Below are 13,908 nucleotides of genomic sequence, written 5' to 3' on the forward strand. Positions count from 1 at the left end.
GCCCCGGAACAGGCACGAGACATGAGCACCACCGCGGAACTCGGGCACGGCAACCTGTGGCTGCACTTCACCCGCACGTCGGACTGGCTCGGTGACCAGCCGACCATCCCCACGCTTGACCGGGCCGAGGGCTGCTACGTCTGGGACACCAACGGCAAGCGCTACCTCGACGCGCTGTCGGCCCTGTTCTGCGCCCAGATCGGCTACGGCCACCCCTCGATGGGCGAGGCCGCCAAGCGCCAGATGGACAAGCTGCCGTTCGCGACCAACTGGTCGTACGCGCACCAGCCGGCACTGGACCTGGCCGCGGCCCTGGCCGAGCGCTTCCCGGGTGACCTGAACCACTTCTTCTTCGTGAACTCGGGCTCCGAGGCGGTCGAGTCCGCGGTGAAGATGGCGCAGCAGTTCCACCGCCTCAACGGCGAGCCCAACCGCAAGCTGGTCATCAGCCGCAACTACGCCTACCACGGCACCACCCTGGGGGCGCTGGGCGTGACGGGCCTGGCCGGCCTGCGCGAGCCGTTCGAGCCGCTGCGCCCGGTGCACCACTACGTCCCCAACACCAACGCCTACCGCCCTCAGCACCCCGACCCGGCCGGTGCGGTGGAGGAGAAGATCCTCGAACTCGGGCCGGAGAACGTCTCGCTGGTGATCGCCGAGCCGGTGCAGAACGCCGGCGGGTGCTTCACCCCGCCGCCGGACTACTGGCCGCGCCTGCGCGAGATCTGCGACCGGCACGGGGTGCTGCTCGCCTGCGACGAGGTGATCACCGCCTTCGGACGCCTCGGCTACTGGACCGGCGCGGAGAAGTACGGCGTGGTCCCGGACCTGCTGACCTTCGCCAAGGGCGTCACGTCGGCGTACCTGCCGCTGGGCGGCGTGGCGTTCAACGAGCGCATCGGCAAGGTCATGCAGCTCGAGAAGACGACCATGTTCGTCCACGGCGCCACCTGGGGCGGTCACCCGGTCGCCGCGGCGGTCGCGCTCGAGAACCTGCGGCTGTTCGACGAGCTCGGCGTGCTGGAGAACGTGCGCGCCAACGAGGGTTGGTTCGAGGAGCAGCTGCGCGGCCTGTACGAGCGCCACGAGATCGTCGGCGACGTGCGCGGGACCGGCTACTTCTGGGCCCTGGAGCTGGTCAAGGACCGCGAGCACAAGGTGATGTTCGACGACGAGGAGTCCGAGCAGATCCTGCGCGGCTTCCTCTCGGCCCGTCTGCTCGAGCTCGGCATGATCTGCCGCGCGGACGACCGCGACGAGCCCGTCATCCAGTTGTCCCCGCCGCTGGTCGCCGACCGGGAGATCCTCGGCGAGATCATCGGAATCCTCGACCAGGTGCTGGCCGAGGCGGACAAGCGCATGGAGGCCATGCGCTGAGTGGTGCCGTAGCAACCCTGCGGTGTCGCCGCGGCCGCGTGCCCGGGAGGAGATGAGATGAGCCAGACCTGCGTCATCGGACTGCCCACCGAGACGAAGGACCGGGAGCGCCGCGTCGCGCTGACCCCGTCGGCGGTCGCGTCCGTCGTCGACCGGGGGCACCGGGTGCTGGTCCAGGCCGGCGCCGGCGAGGGCGCCGGCTTCGCGGACAACGACTACAAGGAGGCCGGCGCGGAACTCGTCGCCGGGCCCGACGACGTCTGGGCCGCCGAGGTCGTCGTCAAGGTCAAGGAGCCGCAGCCGGCCGAGTACGGCTACTTCCGGCCCGACCTGACGCTGTTCACCTACCTCCACCTGGCCGCCGAGCCCGAACTGACCCGCGCACTGGTGGAGTCGGGCATCCACGCCTACGCCTACGAGACGCTCACCGAACGGGGCCTCCTGCCGCTGCTGGCGCCCATGTCGGAGATCGCCGGGCGGGCCGCAGCGATCATCGGGGCGGAGAAGCTCTCCGCTGCCCAAGGTGGCTCCGGGACGCTGATGGGCGGCGCTGCCGGGGTCCCGCCGGCGAAGACGCTCGTCATCGGCATGGGCGTGGCCGGCACGATGGCCGCCCGGGGGCTGCGAGGCGTGGACGCCCACGTCACCGGCGTGGACGTCGACCTGCAGCGCCTCTACGACCACCACCTCGACGGCACCATCGACGCCACGCAGGTCAGCGAGACGGCCGCCGTCGCCGCGCACGTCCGCGACGCGGACCTGGTGGTCGGCGCGGCGCTCGTCCCGGGGGCCCGTGCGCCGGTGGTGGTCACCGAGGAGATGATCGCCACGATGCGGCCCGGCTCGGTGGTGGTCGACCTCGCCATCGACCAGGGCGGCTGCATCGCGACCGCCCGCCCCACCTCGCTGTCCGACCCGACCTACGTCGAACACGGTGTCGTCCACTACTGCGTCACCAACGTGCCGGGCCAGTTCCCGCGCACGGCGTCCGCGGCGCTGTCGGCCGCCGTCGCACCGCGGCTGCTCCGCCTGGTCGCCGACCCGACGGATCCCGCACTCGAGGGCGCGCTGAACGTCGCCGACGGCGCCGTCGTCCACCCGGTCGTGGCCAGCACCTTCCCCGACCTGCCGAGCCGAGCCTGACGTGACCCGCCCCGCCGCGCCGCCCGACCGCCAGGTGAGCTACTGGCTCGACGGCGCACGTGTGGCGGGCACGCCCCTGTCGGGCCACCAGACGGCCGACGTCGCGATCGTCGGCGCCGGGTTCACGGGCTTGTGGACCGCGCTGGCACTGACCGAGCGCGATCCGAGCCTGCGCGTGCGGGTGGTCGAGGCCGACATCGTCGGCTACGGCGCCTCCGGGCGCAACGGCGGGTTCGTGGAGCCGTCGCTGACCCACGGCCTGGCCAACGGCCGGCTCCACTTCCCCGACGAGATCGAGGAACTGGTCCGCCTGGGCAACCAGAACTTCGCGGGCCTGCTCGCCGACGCCGACACGTTCGGCGTGGCGGACGCCTTCGAGCGCACCGGCGTGATCGAGGTCGCCACCGCCCCGTGGCAGGCCGAGGGGCTGGCCGAGGACGCCGAGCTGTACGCGCAGCTCGGTGAGCGCCACGAGCTACTGGACGCCGAGGGCGTGCGCGCCGAGGTGGACTCGCCCACCTACCTCGCGGGCCTGCACCTGCCCGACGCCGGTGCGCTGGTGCACCCGGGCCGCCTGGTCCGCGCGCTCGCGGCCGAGGCCATCCGGCGCGGCGTCGTGATCCACGAACACAGCCCGGTGACCGACCTGGAGCCGGCCGGGCCGCAGGTCATCGTGCGGACCGCCATCGGTCGGGTCGTCGCCGACCGGGTCGTGCTGGCCACCAACGCCTACAGCCACCGGGTGCTGCGGCGCACCGCCCGCCACTTCGTGCCGGTCTACGACTACGTGCTGCTGACCGAGCCGCTGTCCACCGAGCAGCTGGCCCGCATCGGCTGGAAGCGCCGGCAGGGGCTGGCCGACACCGGCAACCAGTTCCACTACTACCGGCTGACCGCGGACGACCGGATCCTGTGGGGCGGCTACGACGCGATCTACCGGTTCGGCAGCAAGGTCGGGCCCCGCTACGACCACCGTCGCGCCACCTACGACCTGCTCGCGCGCCACTTCCGCCAGACCTTCCCGCAGCTCGGCGACGTCCGCTTCGAGCGTTGGTGGGGCGGGGCCATCGCCACCACGACCCGGTTCACCGTCACGTTCGGTGACGCCCTGGACGGCCGCGTCGTCTACGCCCTGGGCTACACCGGGCTCGGCGTGGCGACCACCCGCTTCGCGGCGCAGGTCCTGGCGGACAAGCTGCTGGCTCCGGACTCGCCGTTGCTGGAGCTGCAATTCACCTCGACGCAGCCCTTTCCGTTCCCGCCCGAGCCGCTGCGGTGGGCCAGCGTGCAGCTCACCCGTCGGGCCATCGCGCGGGCGGACGCCCGCCAGGGCCGGCGCGGCCCGTGGCTGGGGCTGCTCGACCGCTTCGGCATCGGATTCGACTCGTGAGCGCGCCACTCGCGGGTCCTCACGTCGCCATCACCCGAAAGGACCGCCGTGTCTGACGTCTCCGTCTCGGGGCGCGCCGCGCCGGAAGCCGGTCGCCCCACCGCGACCGCGGCTCCCGCCGCGTCCGCTTCCGCCGCCGTCGCGCTGCACGGCGTGACCAAGCGTTTCCCCGGCCCCAAGGGCGCCGAGGCCGTGACCGCCGTCGACGACATCCACCTCGACATCGCCGACGGGGAGTTCTTCTCGCTGCTCGGCCCGTCCGGGTGCGGCAAGACGACCACGCTGCGGATGGTCGCCGGGTTCGAGTACCCGACGGCCGGCAGCATCCGCATCTTCGGGCAGGAGGTGGGGCTCGAGCCGCCCAACAAGCGGCCCGTCAACACCGTCTTCCAGTCCTACGCGCTGTTCCCGCACATGACGGTGGCGCAGAACGTCGCCTTCGGCCTGGAGATGCAGAACCTCGACAAGGCGGAGATCGCGAAGCGAGTCGCCGACGTCATCGAGCTGGTGCAGTTGCAGGGCCGCGAGAAGCGCAAGCCGAAGCAGCTCTCCGGCGGGCAGCAGCAGCGCGTGGCCTTGGCGCGCGCCCTGGTCAACCACCCCAAGGTGCTGCTGCTCGACGAACCCCTCGGGGCCCTGGACCTCAAGCTGCGCCAGGCCATGCAGCTCGAGCTCAAGCAGCTCCAGGAGCGCGTCGGCATCACCTTCGTGTACGTGACCCACGACCAGGAGGAGGCGTTGACGATGTCCGACCGCATCGCGGTCATGGACGGCGGACGCCTGCTGCAGGTGGGGACCCCCAACGAGATCTACGACCGGCCTCGCACCCGCTTCGTGGCCGACTTCATCGGGGACACGAACCTGCTGGCCGCGACGGTCGTGGACGGCGAGACGGTGCGCCTGGCCGACGGCACGACCGTGCGGGCGAAGACGTCGGCCGCGGCCGGGACGGGCGTCACGCTCGCGATCCGGCCCGAGCAGGCCGGTCTGCGCCACCCCGACTACGAGCAGGACCCTGCGCTCGACGCCATCCACGGTCGCGTCGAGCGTCTGACGTTCCTCGGCAACGCCATCGCCTACGAGGTCGTCGGTGAGGGGTCGGGCGAGGTCCGCATGCGGGTGCGCCAGGGCAACGCCCCCGGCATCGAGCACTTCGCCGTCGGTGACCGCGTCCGTGCCCGGTGGATGCCCAGCAGCATCTCCGTCCTGGACGACTGAGAGGGTTCGATGTCGACCACCGCCCCCACGCCGGACGTCCAGCCCGAATTGAAGGAACCGGCACCGCCGCCCGGCCCCGGGCTCGAGCGCGAGGCCGAGAAGGCCGAGTCCCGTCGCGGCTTCCTCGTCGGGCTGCCCGGCTACGCCTACCTGCTGCTGTTCTTCGCCACCCCACTGCTCATCGTCGTCGTGTACTCGTTCGCGAGCCGGTCGGTGCGCGGCGCGACGGTCCTGGCGGACTGGAACCTCGACTCGTACACGCGGATGACCGATTCGCTGGTACTCACCATCGCGTGGCGCTCGCTGTGGATCGCGACGCTGACGACACTGCTGTGCCTGCTGGTCGCATATCCGTTCGCCTACTACCTGTCGACCCGGCCGGCCCGCACGCGCGCGGTGCTGCTCGTGCTGGTCATGATCCCGTTCTGGTCCAACTTCCTCGTGCGGACCTATGCCTGGCGCGTGCTGCTGGGCACCGACGGGCCGTTCACCCGGTTGCTGGCAACCGTCGGCCTGGACGCGCAGTTGCTCTTCACGCCCACGGCCGTGCTGATCGGGCTGGTGTACGGCTACCTGCCGTTCATGATCCTGCCGCTGTACGCGGCGGTGGAGCGGCTGGACCATTCCCTCGTCGAGGCGGCCCGCGACCTGTACGCCAGCGGCTGGCAGGCGTTCTGGAAGGTGACCTGGCCGTTGTCGCGCCCGGGCGTGATCGCCGGCTCCATCCTCGTCTTCATCCCGTCGTTCGGCGCATACGTCACGCCGGAGATCCTCGGCGGGCGCGGGTCGACGATGCTCGGCAGTTACATCGCGCGTCAGTTCATCGGCACGGCCAGCGACTGGCCCTTCGGCTCGGCGCTGTCGGTCACGATCCTCGTGCTGATGATGTTCGCGGCGGTGGCCTACTTCCGCGCCGGTGGGAAGAACCTGTGATGGCGCCGGCGGTCTCGGAGGATCGACGGAGCGGCGGTGAAGGCCCCGTGTGGGGTTTTGAGGGGCCTTCAGCGGTCTCGGAGGATCAAAGATGAGCGTCTTGGAGATGCCCAGCGGCGGCGGTGCCGACGTCGCCGAGGACTCGCTGGCCAGGCCGAAGAAGGTGGTCGACCGGATCCTCGCGGGCAACGCCTGGCTGGTGTTCGCCTTCCTGTACCTGCCGATCGTCGTGCTGATCATCTACTCGTTCAACGACAACCAGCGGGTGGGCATCTGGACCGAGGCGTCGTTGCGCTGGTACGGCGAGATGTTCGCCAACGCCCGTGTGATGGACGCGCTGCGCAACTCGCTGATCGTGATGTTCGTGTCCACGATCGTCGCGACGGTGCTGGGCACCATGGCCGCGTTGTCGATGGAGCGCTACCGCTACCGGGGGCAGCGCGCCTACGACGGGCTGCTGTACCTGCCGGTGATCATCCCGGACATCACGATGGCCGTGATGCTGCTGCTGTTCTTCGTGCAGGCGTTCGATCTCATCTTCCTCGCCAGCGGCGTACAGTTCAGTCGCGGCCTCGGCACCATCATGCTGGCGCACATCGCGTTCAACATCTCGTTCGTCGCGCTGGTCGTGCGCGCCCGCCTCGCCGGTCTGGACGCCGACCTGGAGGAAGCCGCGGCCGACCTCTACGCCAGCCGATGGCAGGCGTTCCGGCGGGTCACGCTGCCGTTGATCGCGCCCGGCGTCGCCGGTGGTGCGCTGCTGGCGCTGACGCTGTCGCTGGACGACGTCGTGATCACCGAGTTCGTCAGCGGTGCCGGGTCGACCACGTTGCCCGTGTACGTGTTCGGTTCGCTGCGGCGTGGGGTGACGCCACTGATCAACGCCGTGTCGGTGTTGATGCTGGTCGGCTCGATCGTGCTGGTGCTCTTGTCGCTGGCCGTGTCGCGCCGACGGGAGAGTGCGGGGGACTGAGGCGACCGCCGGGGAGCCGCGAGGCGGTCGGCAAGACCTGGGAAGCGGGTTCACGCGAGAGGGAAGGGAACAAACCGATGAGGTATCGCCTTATGGCGGCACTGCTGGCCAGCACGCTGGTGCTGGCCGCCTGTGGCCGCGAGGTCGGCGGGGAGACCGCGGACGGCACACCCGAGGGCGGCGAGCCCGCTGGCGAGGCCGGCGGCGGTGGCGGCGAGGCCGCGGCCCCGCCGGAGTGCGAGGTCGACGAGGTCGATGGCGACCTGCTGCTCTACAACTGGTCCGAGTACATGGACCCCGACCTGCTGACGGAGTTCTCCGAGCAGTACGGCGTCAGCGCCACCGAGGACACCTACACGTCCAACGAGGCCCTGCTCGCCCAGATCCGTGCCGGTGGCGCCGACTACGACGTGATCGTGCCGTCCGACTACATGGTCGCGATCATGATCGAGGAGGGGCTGCTGACGCCTCTGAACCACGACGCGATCCCGAACCGCGAGAACGTCGCCGCGGACTTCACCGAGCCGCCCTACGACCCGGGCCTCGAGTACTCGATGCCCTACCAGTGGGGCACGACGGGCCTGGGTATCGACACCGAGGCGACCGGCCCGGACCCCGAACCGACCTGGGGCTGGCTGTTCGACCCGGAGATGGCGGGCCAGCTGCCGCAGGGCGTCTCCATCCTCGACGACCCGCGCGAGGGCATGGGCGCGGCGCTGTACTACCTCGGCTACGACCCGAACACGCAGAGCGAGGAGGAGCTGCAGGAGGCTGCCGACCTGATCCAGGAGGCCGGTGCCTGGACCGTGCGCTACGAGTCGGACCAGTTCTCCGACCTGGTCATCAACGGGGACACGAACGTCTCGCAGGGCTACAGCGGGCAGTTCCTGGACACGTTCGGGGAGATCGACCCGGAGCGCTACCAGTACGTCATCCCCGAGGAGGGCGCGACGATCTGGACGGACAACATGGCCATCCTCGGTTCGTCGGACAGCCCCTGCACCGCGCACACGTTCATCAACTTCATCCTCGATGCGGAGAACGGGGCTCAGCTCACCAACTGGACCTTCTACGCCTCGCCCAACGAGGCGGCGACGGAGTTCATCGACCCGGAGATCACCGACGACCCGGTGATCTATCCGGACGAGGACGTGCGCGAGCGGCTGTTCTTCCTCGAGAACACCGGTGACGCCGAGCGGCTCTACACCGACCTGTTCACCCGAGCGCAGGGATAGCGTGACATGGCGCAGCTGCTCACCCACTGGGTCGGGGGCGCGCCGCTGGCCGACGAATCCGCCCGACGCGGGGAGATCTTCGACCCCGCGTCGGGGCGGGTCGTCCGCCACGTGCCGCTGGCCGACACCGCCACCGTCGACCGTGCCGTCGCCGCGGCTCGTGAGGCGTTCGACACCACCTGGCGCGCCAGCACGCTGGCGCAACGCACCCGTGTGCTGTTCGCGTTCCGCGAGCTGGTCGCCGCCCATCGCGACGAGTTGGCGTCGCTGATCGTCGGTGAACACGGCAAGGTCCACGCCGACGCCGTCGGCGAGGTCCAGCGCGGGCTCGAGGTGGTCGAGTTCGCGTGCGGGATCCCGCAGCTGCTGAAGGGCGGCTATTCGGAGAACGTCTCCACCGGCGTCGACAGCTGGTCGTTGCGCCAGCCGTTGGGCGTGGTGGTCGGGATCACGCCGTTCAATTTCCCGGCGATGGTCCCGATGTGGATGTTCCCGGTTGCGATCGCCTGCGGGAACACGTTCGTGCTCAAGCCCAGCGAGAAGGACCCGTCGGTCTCGCTGCGGGTGGCCGAGCTGTGGCGCGAGGCCGGCTTGCCCGACGGCGTCTTCAACGTCGTGCACGGCGACCGTGAGGCCGTGGACGCCCTCCTGCAACATCCGGACGTGGCGGCGGTGTCGTTCGTCGGTTCGACGCCGATCGCCCGGCACGTGTTCACGACCGCCACCCAGCACGGCAAGCGCGTGCAGGCGCTCGGGGGTGCGAAGAACCACATGGTGGTCCTGCCGGACGCCGACATCGAGCTGGCGGCCGACGCCGCGGTCGCGGCCGCCTACGGATCCGCGGGGGAGCGGTGCATGGCGATCTCGGCGGTCGTCGCCGTCGGTGACGTCGGTGACCGGCTGGTGCCCGCGATCGCCAAGCGCATGGCGGGCCTGCGGGTCGGGCCGGGCACCGACCCGACGTCGGAGATGGGGCCGCTTGTCACGCTCGAGCACCGCGACCGGGTCGCCGGGTACGTCGCGGCGGGTGCCGACGCAGGTGCCGAGGTGGTGGTCGACGGCCGTGGGCTGGCGGTCGAGGGCGCGGAGGAGGGGTTCTGGCTCGGGCCGTGCCTGCTCGACCACGTCCGGCCCGACATGACCGTCTACCGCGACGAGATCTTCGGTCCGGTGCTGTCGGTCGTGCGCGTCGACGACCACCGGCAGGCGATCCGGCTGGTCAACGACAACCCGTACGGCAACGGCACGGCGATCTTCACCGACTCGGGCACGGAGGCTCGCCGGTTCCAGCACGAGATCGAAGTCGGCATGGTCGGCATCAACGTGCCGATCCCGGTGCCGATGGCCTACTACTCGTTCGGTGGCTGGAAGCACTCGCTGTTCGGCGACACCCACGTCCACGGCACCGAAGGGGTGCACTTCTACACCCGCGGCAAGGTGGTGACGGCGCGCTGGCCCGAGACCCAGGGCCAGACCAGTCTCCACTTCCCGACTTCGTCCTGACGGAGCCGGGGCTGGGGGCAACGAGCGAACGAGACAGGGGACCCAGCCGGAGCCGGGGCTGGGGGGCAACGAGTGAGCGAAGCGAACGAGCGAGGGGAGGACCCAGCCGGAGCCGGGGCTGGGGGGCAACGAGTGAGCGAAGCGAACGAGACAGGGGACCCAGCCGAACATGACTGACCGAGCGATGTGGATCGGTGGCGAGCACGTCACCGCGGCCGAGTGGATCGACAGCCGTGATCCCGCGACGGAGGAGGTCGTCGGCCGGGTGCCCGCCGGCGGGGCCGCCGAGGTGGATCGCGCCGTCGCGGCGGCCCGGGACGCGTTCGACGGGTGGCGGTGGACGGCGGCCAACGATCGCGCCGAGCTGCTGCACGAGGCCTACGCCAAGTCGATGGCCCATCACGAGGAGCTCGTGGAGCTGCTCGTCCGCGAGCAGGGCAAGCCCCGCCCCGAACAGGAGGAGGAGGCGGAGTGGGCGCTGACCTCCCTGCGCTACTACGCCGAGCTGGGACGCAACGGGCTCGGGCGGGTCGTGCCGTCCGCCGAACCGCGCACGCAGCTCAACCTCGTGCTCAAGGAGCCGTACGGGGTCGTCGGCGCGATCGTGCCGTGGAACTACCCGTTGCTGCTGCTCTCGTGGAAGCTGGCACCGGCGCTGGCGGCCGGGAACACGGTGGTGATCAAGCCGTCGGAGCTGACGTCGCTGGTGACGCTGGAATGGATCGAGCGCTGCTTCGACCACTTCCCGCCCGGCGTGGTCAACGTCGTCACCGGCAACGGCGCAGACGCCGGCGAGGCCCTGGTCCGGCACCCCGACGTGCGGGTGGTGGCGATGACCGGGTCGGTCGCGACGGGGCAGCGCATCGCGTCGGTGGCGGCGCCGATGATGAAGCACCTGCACCTCGAGCTCGGCGGCAAGGACGCGTTCGTGGTCGCGCCCGACGCGGACCTGGGCAGCGCCGTCGACGCGCTCGCCTACGCGGCCCTGCTGAACGCGGGGCAGGTCTGTACGTCGTCGGAGCGGGTGTTCGTGCCCGCCGGCATGCGCGAGGACTTTGCCGAGGCGCTCACGGACAAGGTCGCGGCGCTGCGCCTCGGACACGGGCTCGAGGACGGCACGGACCTGGGTCCGCTGGCCGACGACCGCTTCCGTGACAAGGTCGACGCCCACGTGCGCGACGCGGTGGAGCGCGGCGCCAAGGTGCTCACCGGCGGCCGGCGCCCCGACCGGCCCGGGTACTTCTACGCTCCCACCGTGCTCGTCGACGTCGACGACGGCATGGTCATCATGACCGAGGAAACCTTCGGCCCGACCATCCCGCTGGCTTCCTACGACCGCTTCGACGAGGTCATCGACCGCGTCAACGCGTCCGAGATGGGCCTGGGAGCGACCCTGCGCTCGTCCGATCCGTTGCTGATCAAGCGGTTCTACGAGGGTGTCAAGGCCGGCACCGTCTGGATCAACGACCCGCTCACCGACAACTACGCGGGCCCGTTCGGCGGCATGAAGATGACCGGTGGGGGGCGCGAGCTCGGCCCCGAGGGGCTGGAGACCTTCCTCGAGACCAAGCACGTGCACTGGGACTTCGACCAGACCCGCAAGGACTGGTGGTTCCCCTACGCCTGACCGAGGAAACTGAACCGGTCCGCGTATGCCGGAGATCAGGCCCCACCGAGCCTCTGGGCCACCCGGATACGTCAGCACTGAACCGGTCCGGGTTGTCCGGAGGCTCTGGGGTGACCTGGGTTCGGGGGAGTCGGGTGGTTGGATTCTCATGCTGCGGAGCTCCTGGCTTGGCGGCTGCAGCATCACGACGGCCCACGCTCCGTTGCGGAACCTCAGCCGGCCCCAGAGGTGGGGAAGTTCAGTGAGCAGGTCAGGGAGTTTCTGTGAGCGCCGTCAGCAGGGGGGCGACGAGTTCGTTCGGCGCAAGATCGCGCTCGGAGTGGGGCCCGTAGTGGGGGCGGGGTTGAGGGTCTCGGAGAACTCGCGAGCCGGGGGCCACGGACCTGAAGGTCGGCGTTGCGCCGGTCGTGGGGCCGGGTATCCGTCTCGTCTATGTGCAGTATCAGCGCTTCCGGCTTCCCTGATGCCCCGGCGTGCGGCATCGTGCGCAGCGGGAGGAGAGTTGCATGCTGCGAACCAACGACCCGGCGGGTTTCGGACTCGGAACCTTCTCGGCTGGGGATTCGGGTGCATTTGCCGGACTTGTCCAAGGCGATGAGGTCATCGATCTCTCGACGCAGACGGACCGTCTCGGACTGATCGGCCCGATCAGCACACTCGTGCTCCTGGAGTCGTGGGACGAGCTGCTGCCGATCCTGCGGGAACTCGCAGCCGACCCAGGCGTCCCGCGACGACCGCTCGAAGGGCTCGAGGTCCACGCGCCGGTGCAACCGCGCCAGATTCTGCAGTCGGGGGCGAACTACCGCACGCACGTCATCGACCTGCATCTCGCCCACGCGGAACCGGCCGAAGGCCGCGACGAGGAGGAAGCGCGGGCCGAGGCCGAGGCGATCATGGACCGCCGAGCCGCCGAGGGTTCGCCGTACCTGTTCATCGGTCTGCCGAGTGCGGTCACCGGCCCGTACGACGACGTGCGACTCCCGGCGACCAGCGACCAGCACGACTGGGAGTTGGAGCTGGCAGCGGTGATCGGCCGAGAGGTCTACCGGGTCACCCCTGAACAGGCACTGTCCCACGTGGCCGGGTACACGATCGCCAACGACCTCACCACCCGTGACGCGGTCTTCCGGCGGGACATGCCGGCGATCGGCACCGATTGGCTGCAGTCGAAGAACTCGCCGGGGTTCACCCCGCTCGGTCCGTACCTGGTCCCCGCCGCGTTCGTGGGCGACCCGATGAACTTGCAGGTGACCCTGACGCTCAACGGTGACGTGATGCAGGACGCCTCGACCGAGGAGATGATCTTCGACGTGGCGGCACTGGTGGCCGCGGCCTCACAAACGGTCCGATTGCTGCCGGGCGATCTCCTGCTCACCGGGAGCCCGGCAGGCAACGGCATCGCCCTCGGCCGACTGCTTCGCGACGGCGACGTCATGGAGGGCCGCATCACGGGTCTCGGTATGCAACGAACCCGTGTCGTGGCCGAGGAGGTGGCGCAGTGAGCGACCAGGAACGCCAGGCGTTCACCATCGATCCCGCCGACCCGACCGCCGCGGTCGCGGCTGCGGCGGAGCGGTGCAGCAACTGGGGCCGGTGGGGTGAGGACGACGTCCTCGGAACGTTGAACTTCATCGATGCCCGCAAGCGCCGCGAGGCTGCCACCCTCGTCCGCGAGGGCGTGTCGTTCTCCCTCTCACAGCGCTTCGACGCCGACGGCCCTCAGAAGGGCTGGCGTCGCCGGACCAACCCGGTGCACACGATGCTCGACACCGGCACCGATGCCGAGGCGGGCGTCCAGGGCTTTCCGCACGGCATCGGTGGTGCCGACGGCGTGATCTCGATGCCGCTGCAATGCTCCACGCAGTGGGACGGGCTCGGTCACATCTTCGACCACGGTCGCGCCTGGAACGGACGGCGCGCAGGGGACGTGGTGACGAGCATGGGCGACCGGCTCACTGGCATCGAGACCGCAGCGTCCGCGATCGCGACGCGCGGTGTGCTTCTCGACGTGGGGCGTGCACTCGGTGAGAACGGGGAATTGCCCGACGGCTTCGCGATCACTCCGGAGCACCTCGACCAGACGATCGCGGCCCAGGGGCCGACGTCATCAGTCGGCCGGGGCGACGTTCTGCTGGTCCGGACGGGGCAGCTGGCCCGCGTCCGTCGCGAGGGGTGGGGTGACTACGCCGGTGGCGATGCCCCAGGACTGTCGTTCCTGACGGCGGACTGGCTGCATGCCGCGGAGATCGCCGGCGTGGCCACAGACACCTGGGGGTTCGAGGTCCGCCCCAACGAGTTCCATGAGTCCTTCCAGCCGCTGCACCAGGTCGCCATCCCGCACATCGGGCTCTACGTGGGGGAGATGTGGGACTTCGAGGCGTTGGCTGCGCACTGTCGTGACGCGAAGACCTGGGAATTCTGGCTGACGGCGGCGCCGCTGCCCATCACCGGAGCCGTCGGCTCACCTGTCAACCCCATTGCTGTGCTCTGAACCCACCGCATGGAGAAG

11 protein-coding genes are annotated in these 13,908 nt (G+C 70.2%); all 11 read left to right on the forward strand.

Annotated features, from left to right (window positions below; all coding sequences use genetic code 11):
• The first annotated feature begins 21 nt into the window (after window positions 1–21).
• A complete protein-coding gene (locus ACERM0_RS08185) occupies window positions 22–1,377 on the forward strand; it encodes an aspartate aminotransferase family protein (protein ID WP_373678084.1) in 1,356 nt (451 codons plus the stop codon).
• Between the two features lie 57 nt (window positions 1,378–1,434).
• A complete protein-coding gene (gene ald, locus ACERM0_RS08190; protein WP_373678085.1) occupies window positions 1,435–2,520 on the forward strand; it encodes an alanine dehydrogenase in 1,086 nt (361 codons plus the stop codon).
• A gap of 1 nt (window position 2,521) precedes the next feature.
• On the forward strand, window positions 2,522–3,910 hold the full coding sequence (locus ACERM0_RS08195) for an NAD(P)/FAD-dependent oxidoreductase (RefSeq protein ID WP_373678086.1): 1,389 nt from the start codon (window positions 2,522–2,524) through the stop codon (window positions 3,908–3,910).
• Between the two features lie 144 nt (window positions 3,911–4,054).
• Entirely contained in the window at window positions 4,055–5,128 is a 1,074-nt protein-coding gene (locus ACERM0_RS08200; protein ID WP_373678424.1) for an ABC transporter ATP-binding protein, read from the forward strand.
• 9 nt (window positions 5,129–5,137) lie between these two features.
• Window positions 5,138–6,061, forward strand: coding sequence for an ABC transporter permease (locus ACERM0_RS08205; RefSeq protein ID WP_373678087.1), 924 nt, complete (start codon window positions 5,138–5,140; stop codon window positions 6,059–6,061).
• 91 nt (window positions 6,062–6,152) lie between these two features.
• Window positions 6,153–7,034 (forward strand): ABC transporter permease, encoded by an 882-nt coding sequence (locus ACERM0_RS08210; RefSeq protein ID WP_373678088.1) that lies wholly within the window; start codon window positions 6,153–6,155, stop codon window positions 7,032–7,034.
• A gap of 77 nt (window positions 7,035–7,111) precedes the next feature.
• Complete coding sequence (locus tag ACERM0_RS08215; protein ID WP_373678089.1) at window positions 7,112–8,269, forward strand: PotD/PotF family extracellular solute-binding protein; 1,158 nt, start codon at window positions 7,112–7,114, stop codon at window positions 8,267–8,269.
• A 6-nt stretch (window positions 8,270–8,275) separates the two neighbouring features.
• Window positions 8,276–9,772 carry a CoA-acylating methylmalonate-semialdehyde dehydrogenase gene (locus tag ACERM0_RS08220; protein ID WP_373678090.1) on the forward strand — a complete coding sequence of 499 codons (1,497 nt, stop codon included), beginning with the start codon at window positions 8,276–8,278 and terminating at the stop codon, window positions 9,770–9,772.
• 169 nt (window positions 9,773–9,941) lie between these two features.
• Entirely contained in the window at window positions 9,942–11,399 is a 1,458-nt protein-coding gene (locus ACERM0_RS08225; protein WP_373678091.1) for an aldehyde dehydrogenase, read from the forward strand.
• 506 nt (window positions 11,400–11,905) lie between these two features.
• Window positions 11,906–12,901, forward strand: coding sequence for a fumarylacetoacetate hydrolase family protein (locus tag ACERM0_RS08230; protein ID WP_373678092.1), 996 nt, complete (start codon window positions 11,906–11,908; stop codon window positions 12,899–12,901).
• A 26-nt stretch (window positions 12,902–12,927) separates the two neighbouring features.
• Window positions 12,928–13,890: a cyclase family protein gene (locus ACERM0_RS08235; RefSeq protein ID WP_373678425.1), complete on the forward strand. Its 963-nt coding sequence runs from the start codon at window positions 12,928–12,930 to the stop codon at window positions 13,888–13,890.
• Window positions 13,891–13,908 lie beyond the last annotated feature (18 nt).

Source organism: Egicoccus sp. AB-alg2, from assembly GCF_041821065.1.
In the GTDB taxonomy this organism is placed as follows: Bacteria; Actinomycetota; Nitriliruptoria; order Nitriliruptorales; family Nitriliruptoraceae; genus Egicoccus.

Excerpts from the sequence above, each read along its gene's own strand:
- ACERM0_RS08225 (WP_373678091.1), top strand. The coding sequence starts at position 9,942 with ATGACTGACCGAGCGATGTGGATCGGTGGCGAGCACGTCACCGCGGCC.
- ACERM0_RS08205 (WP_373678087.1), top strand. The coding sequence starts at position 5,138 with ATGTCGACCACCGCCCCCACGCCGGACGTCCAGCCCGAATTGAAGGAA.
- ald (WP_373678085.1), top strand. The coding sequence starts at position 1,435 with ATGAGCCAGACCTGCGTCATCGGACTGCCCACCGAGACGAAGGACCGG.
- ACERM0_RS08185 (WP_373678084.1), top strand. The coding sequence starts at position 22 with ATGAGCACCACCGCGGAACTCGGGCACGGCAACCTGTGGCTGCACTTC.
- ACERM0_RS08215 (WP_373678089.1), top strand. The coding sequence starts at position 7,112 with ATGAGGTATCGCCTTATGGCGGCACTGCTGGCCAGCACGCTGGTGCTG.
- ACERM0_RS08230 (WP_373678092.1), top strand. The coding sequence starts at position 11,906 with ATGCTGCGAACCAACGACCCGGCGGGTTTCGGACTCGGAACCTTCTCG.
- ACERM0_RS08220 (WP_373678090.1), top strand. The coding sequence starts at position 8,276 with ATGGCGCAGCTGCTCACCCACTGGGTCGGGGGCGCGCCGCTGGCCGAC.
- ACERM0_RS08210 (WP_373678088.1), top strand. The coding sequence starts at position 6,153 with ATGAGCGTCTTGGAGATGCCCAGCGGCGGCGGTGCCGACGTCGCCGAG.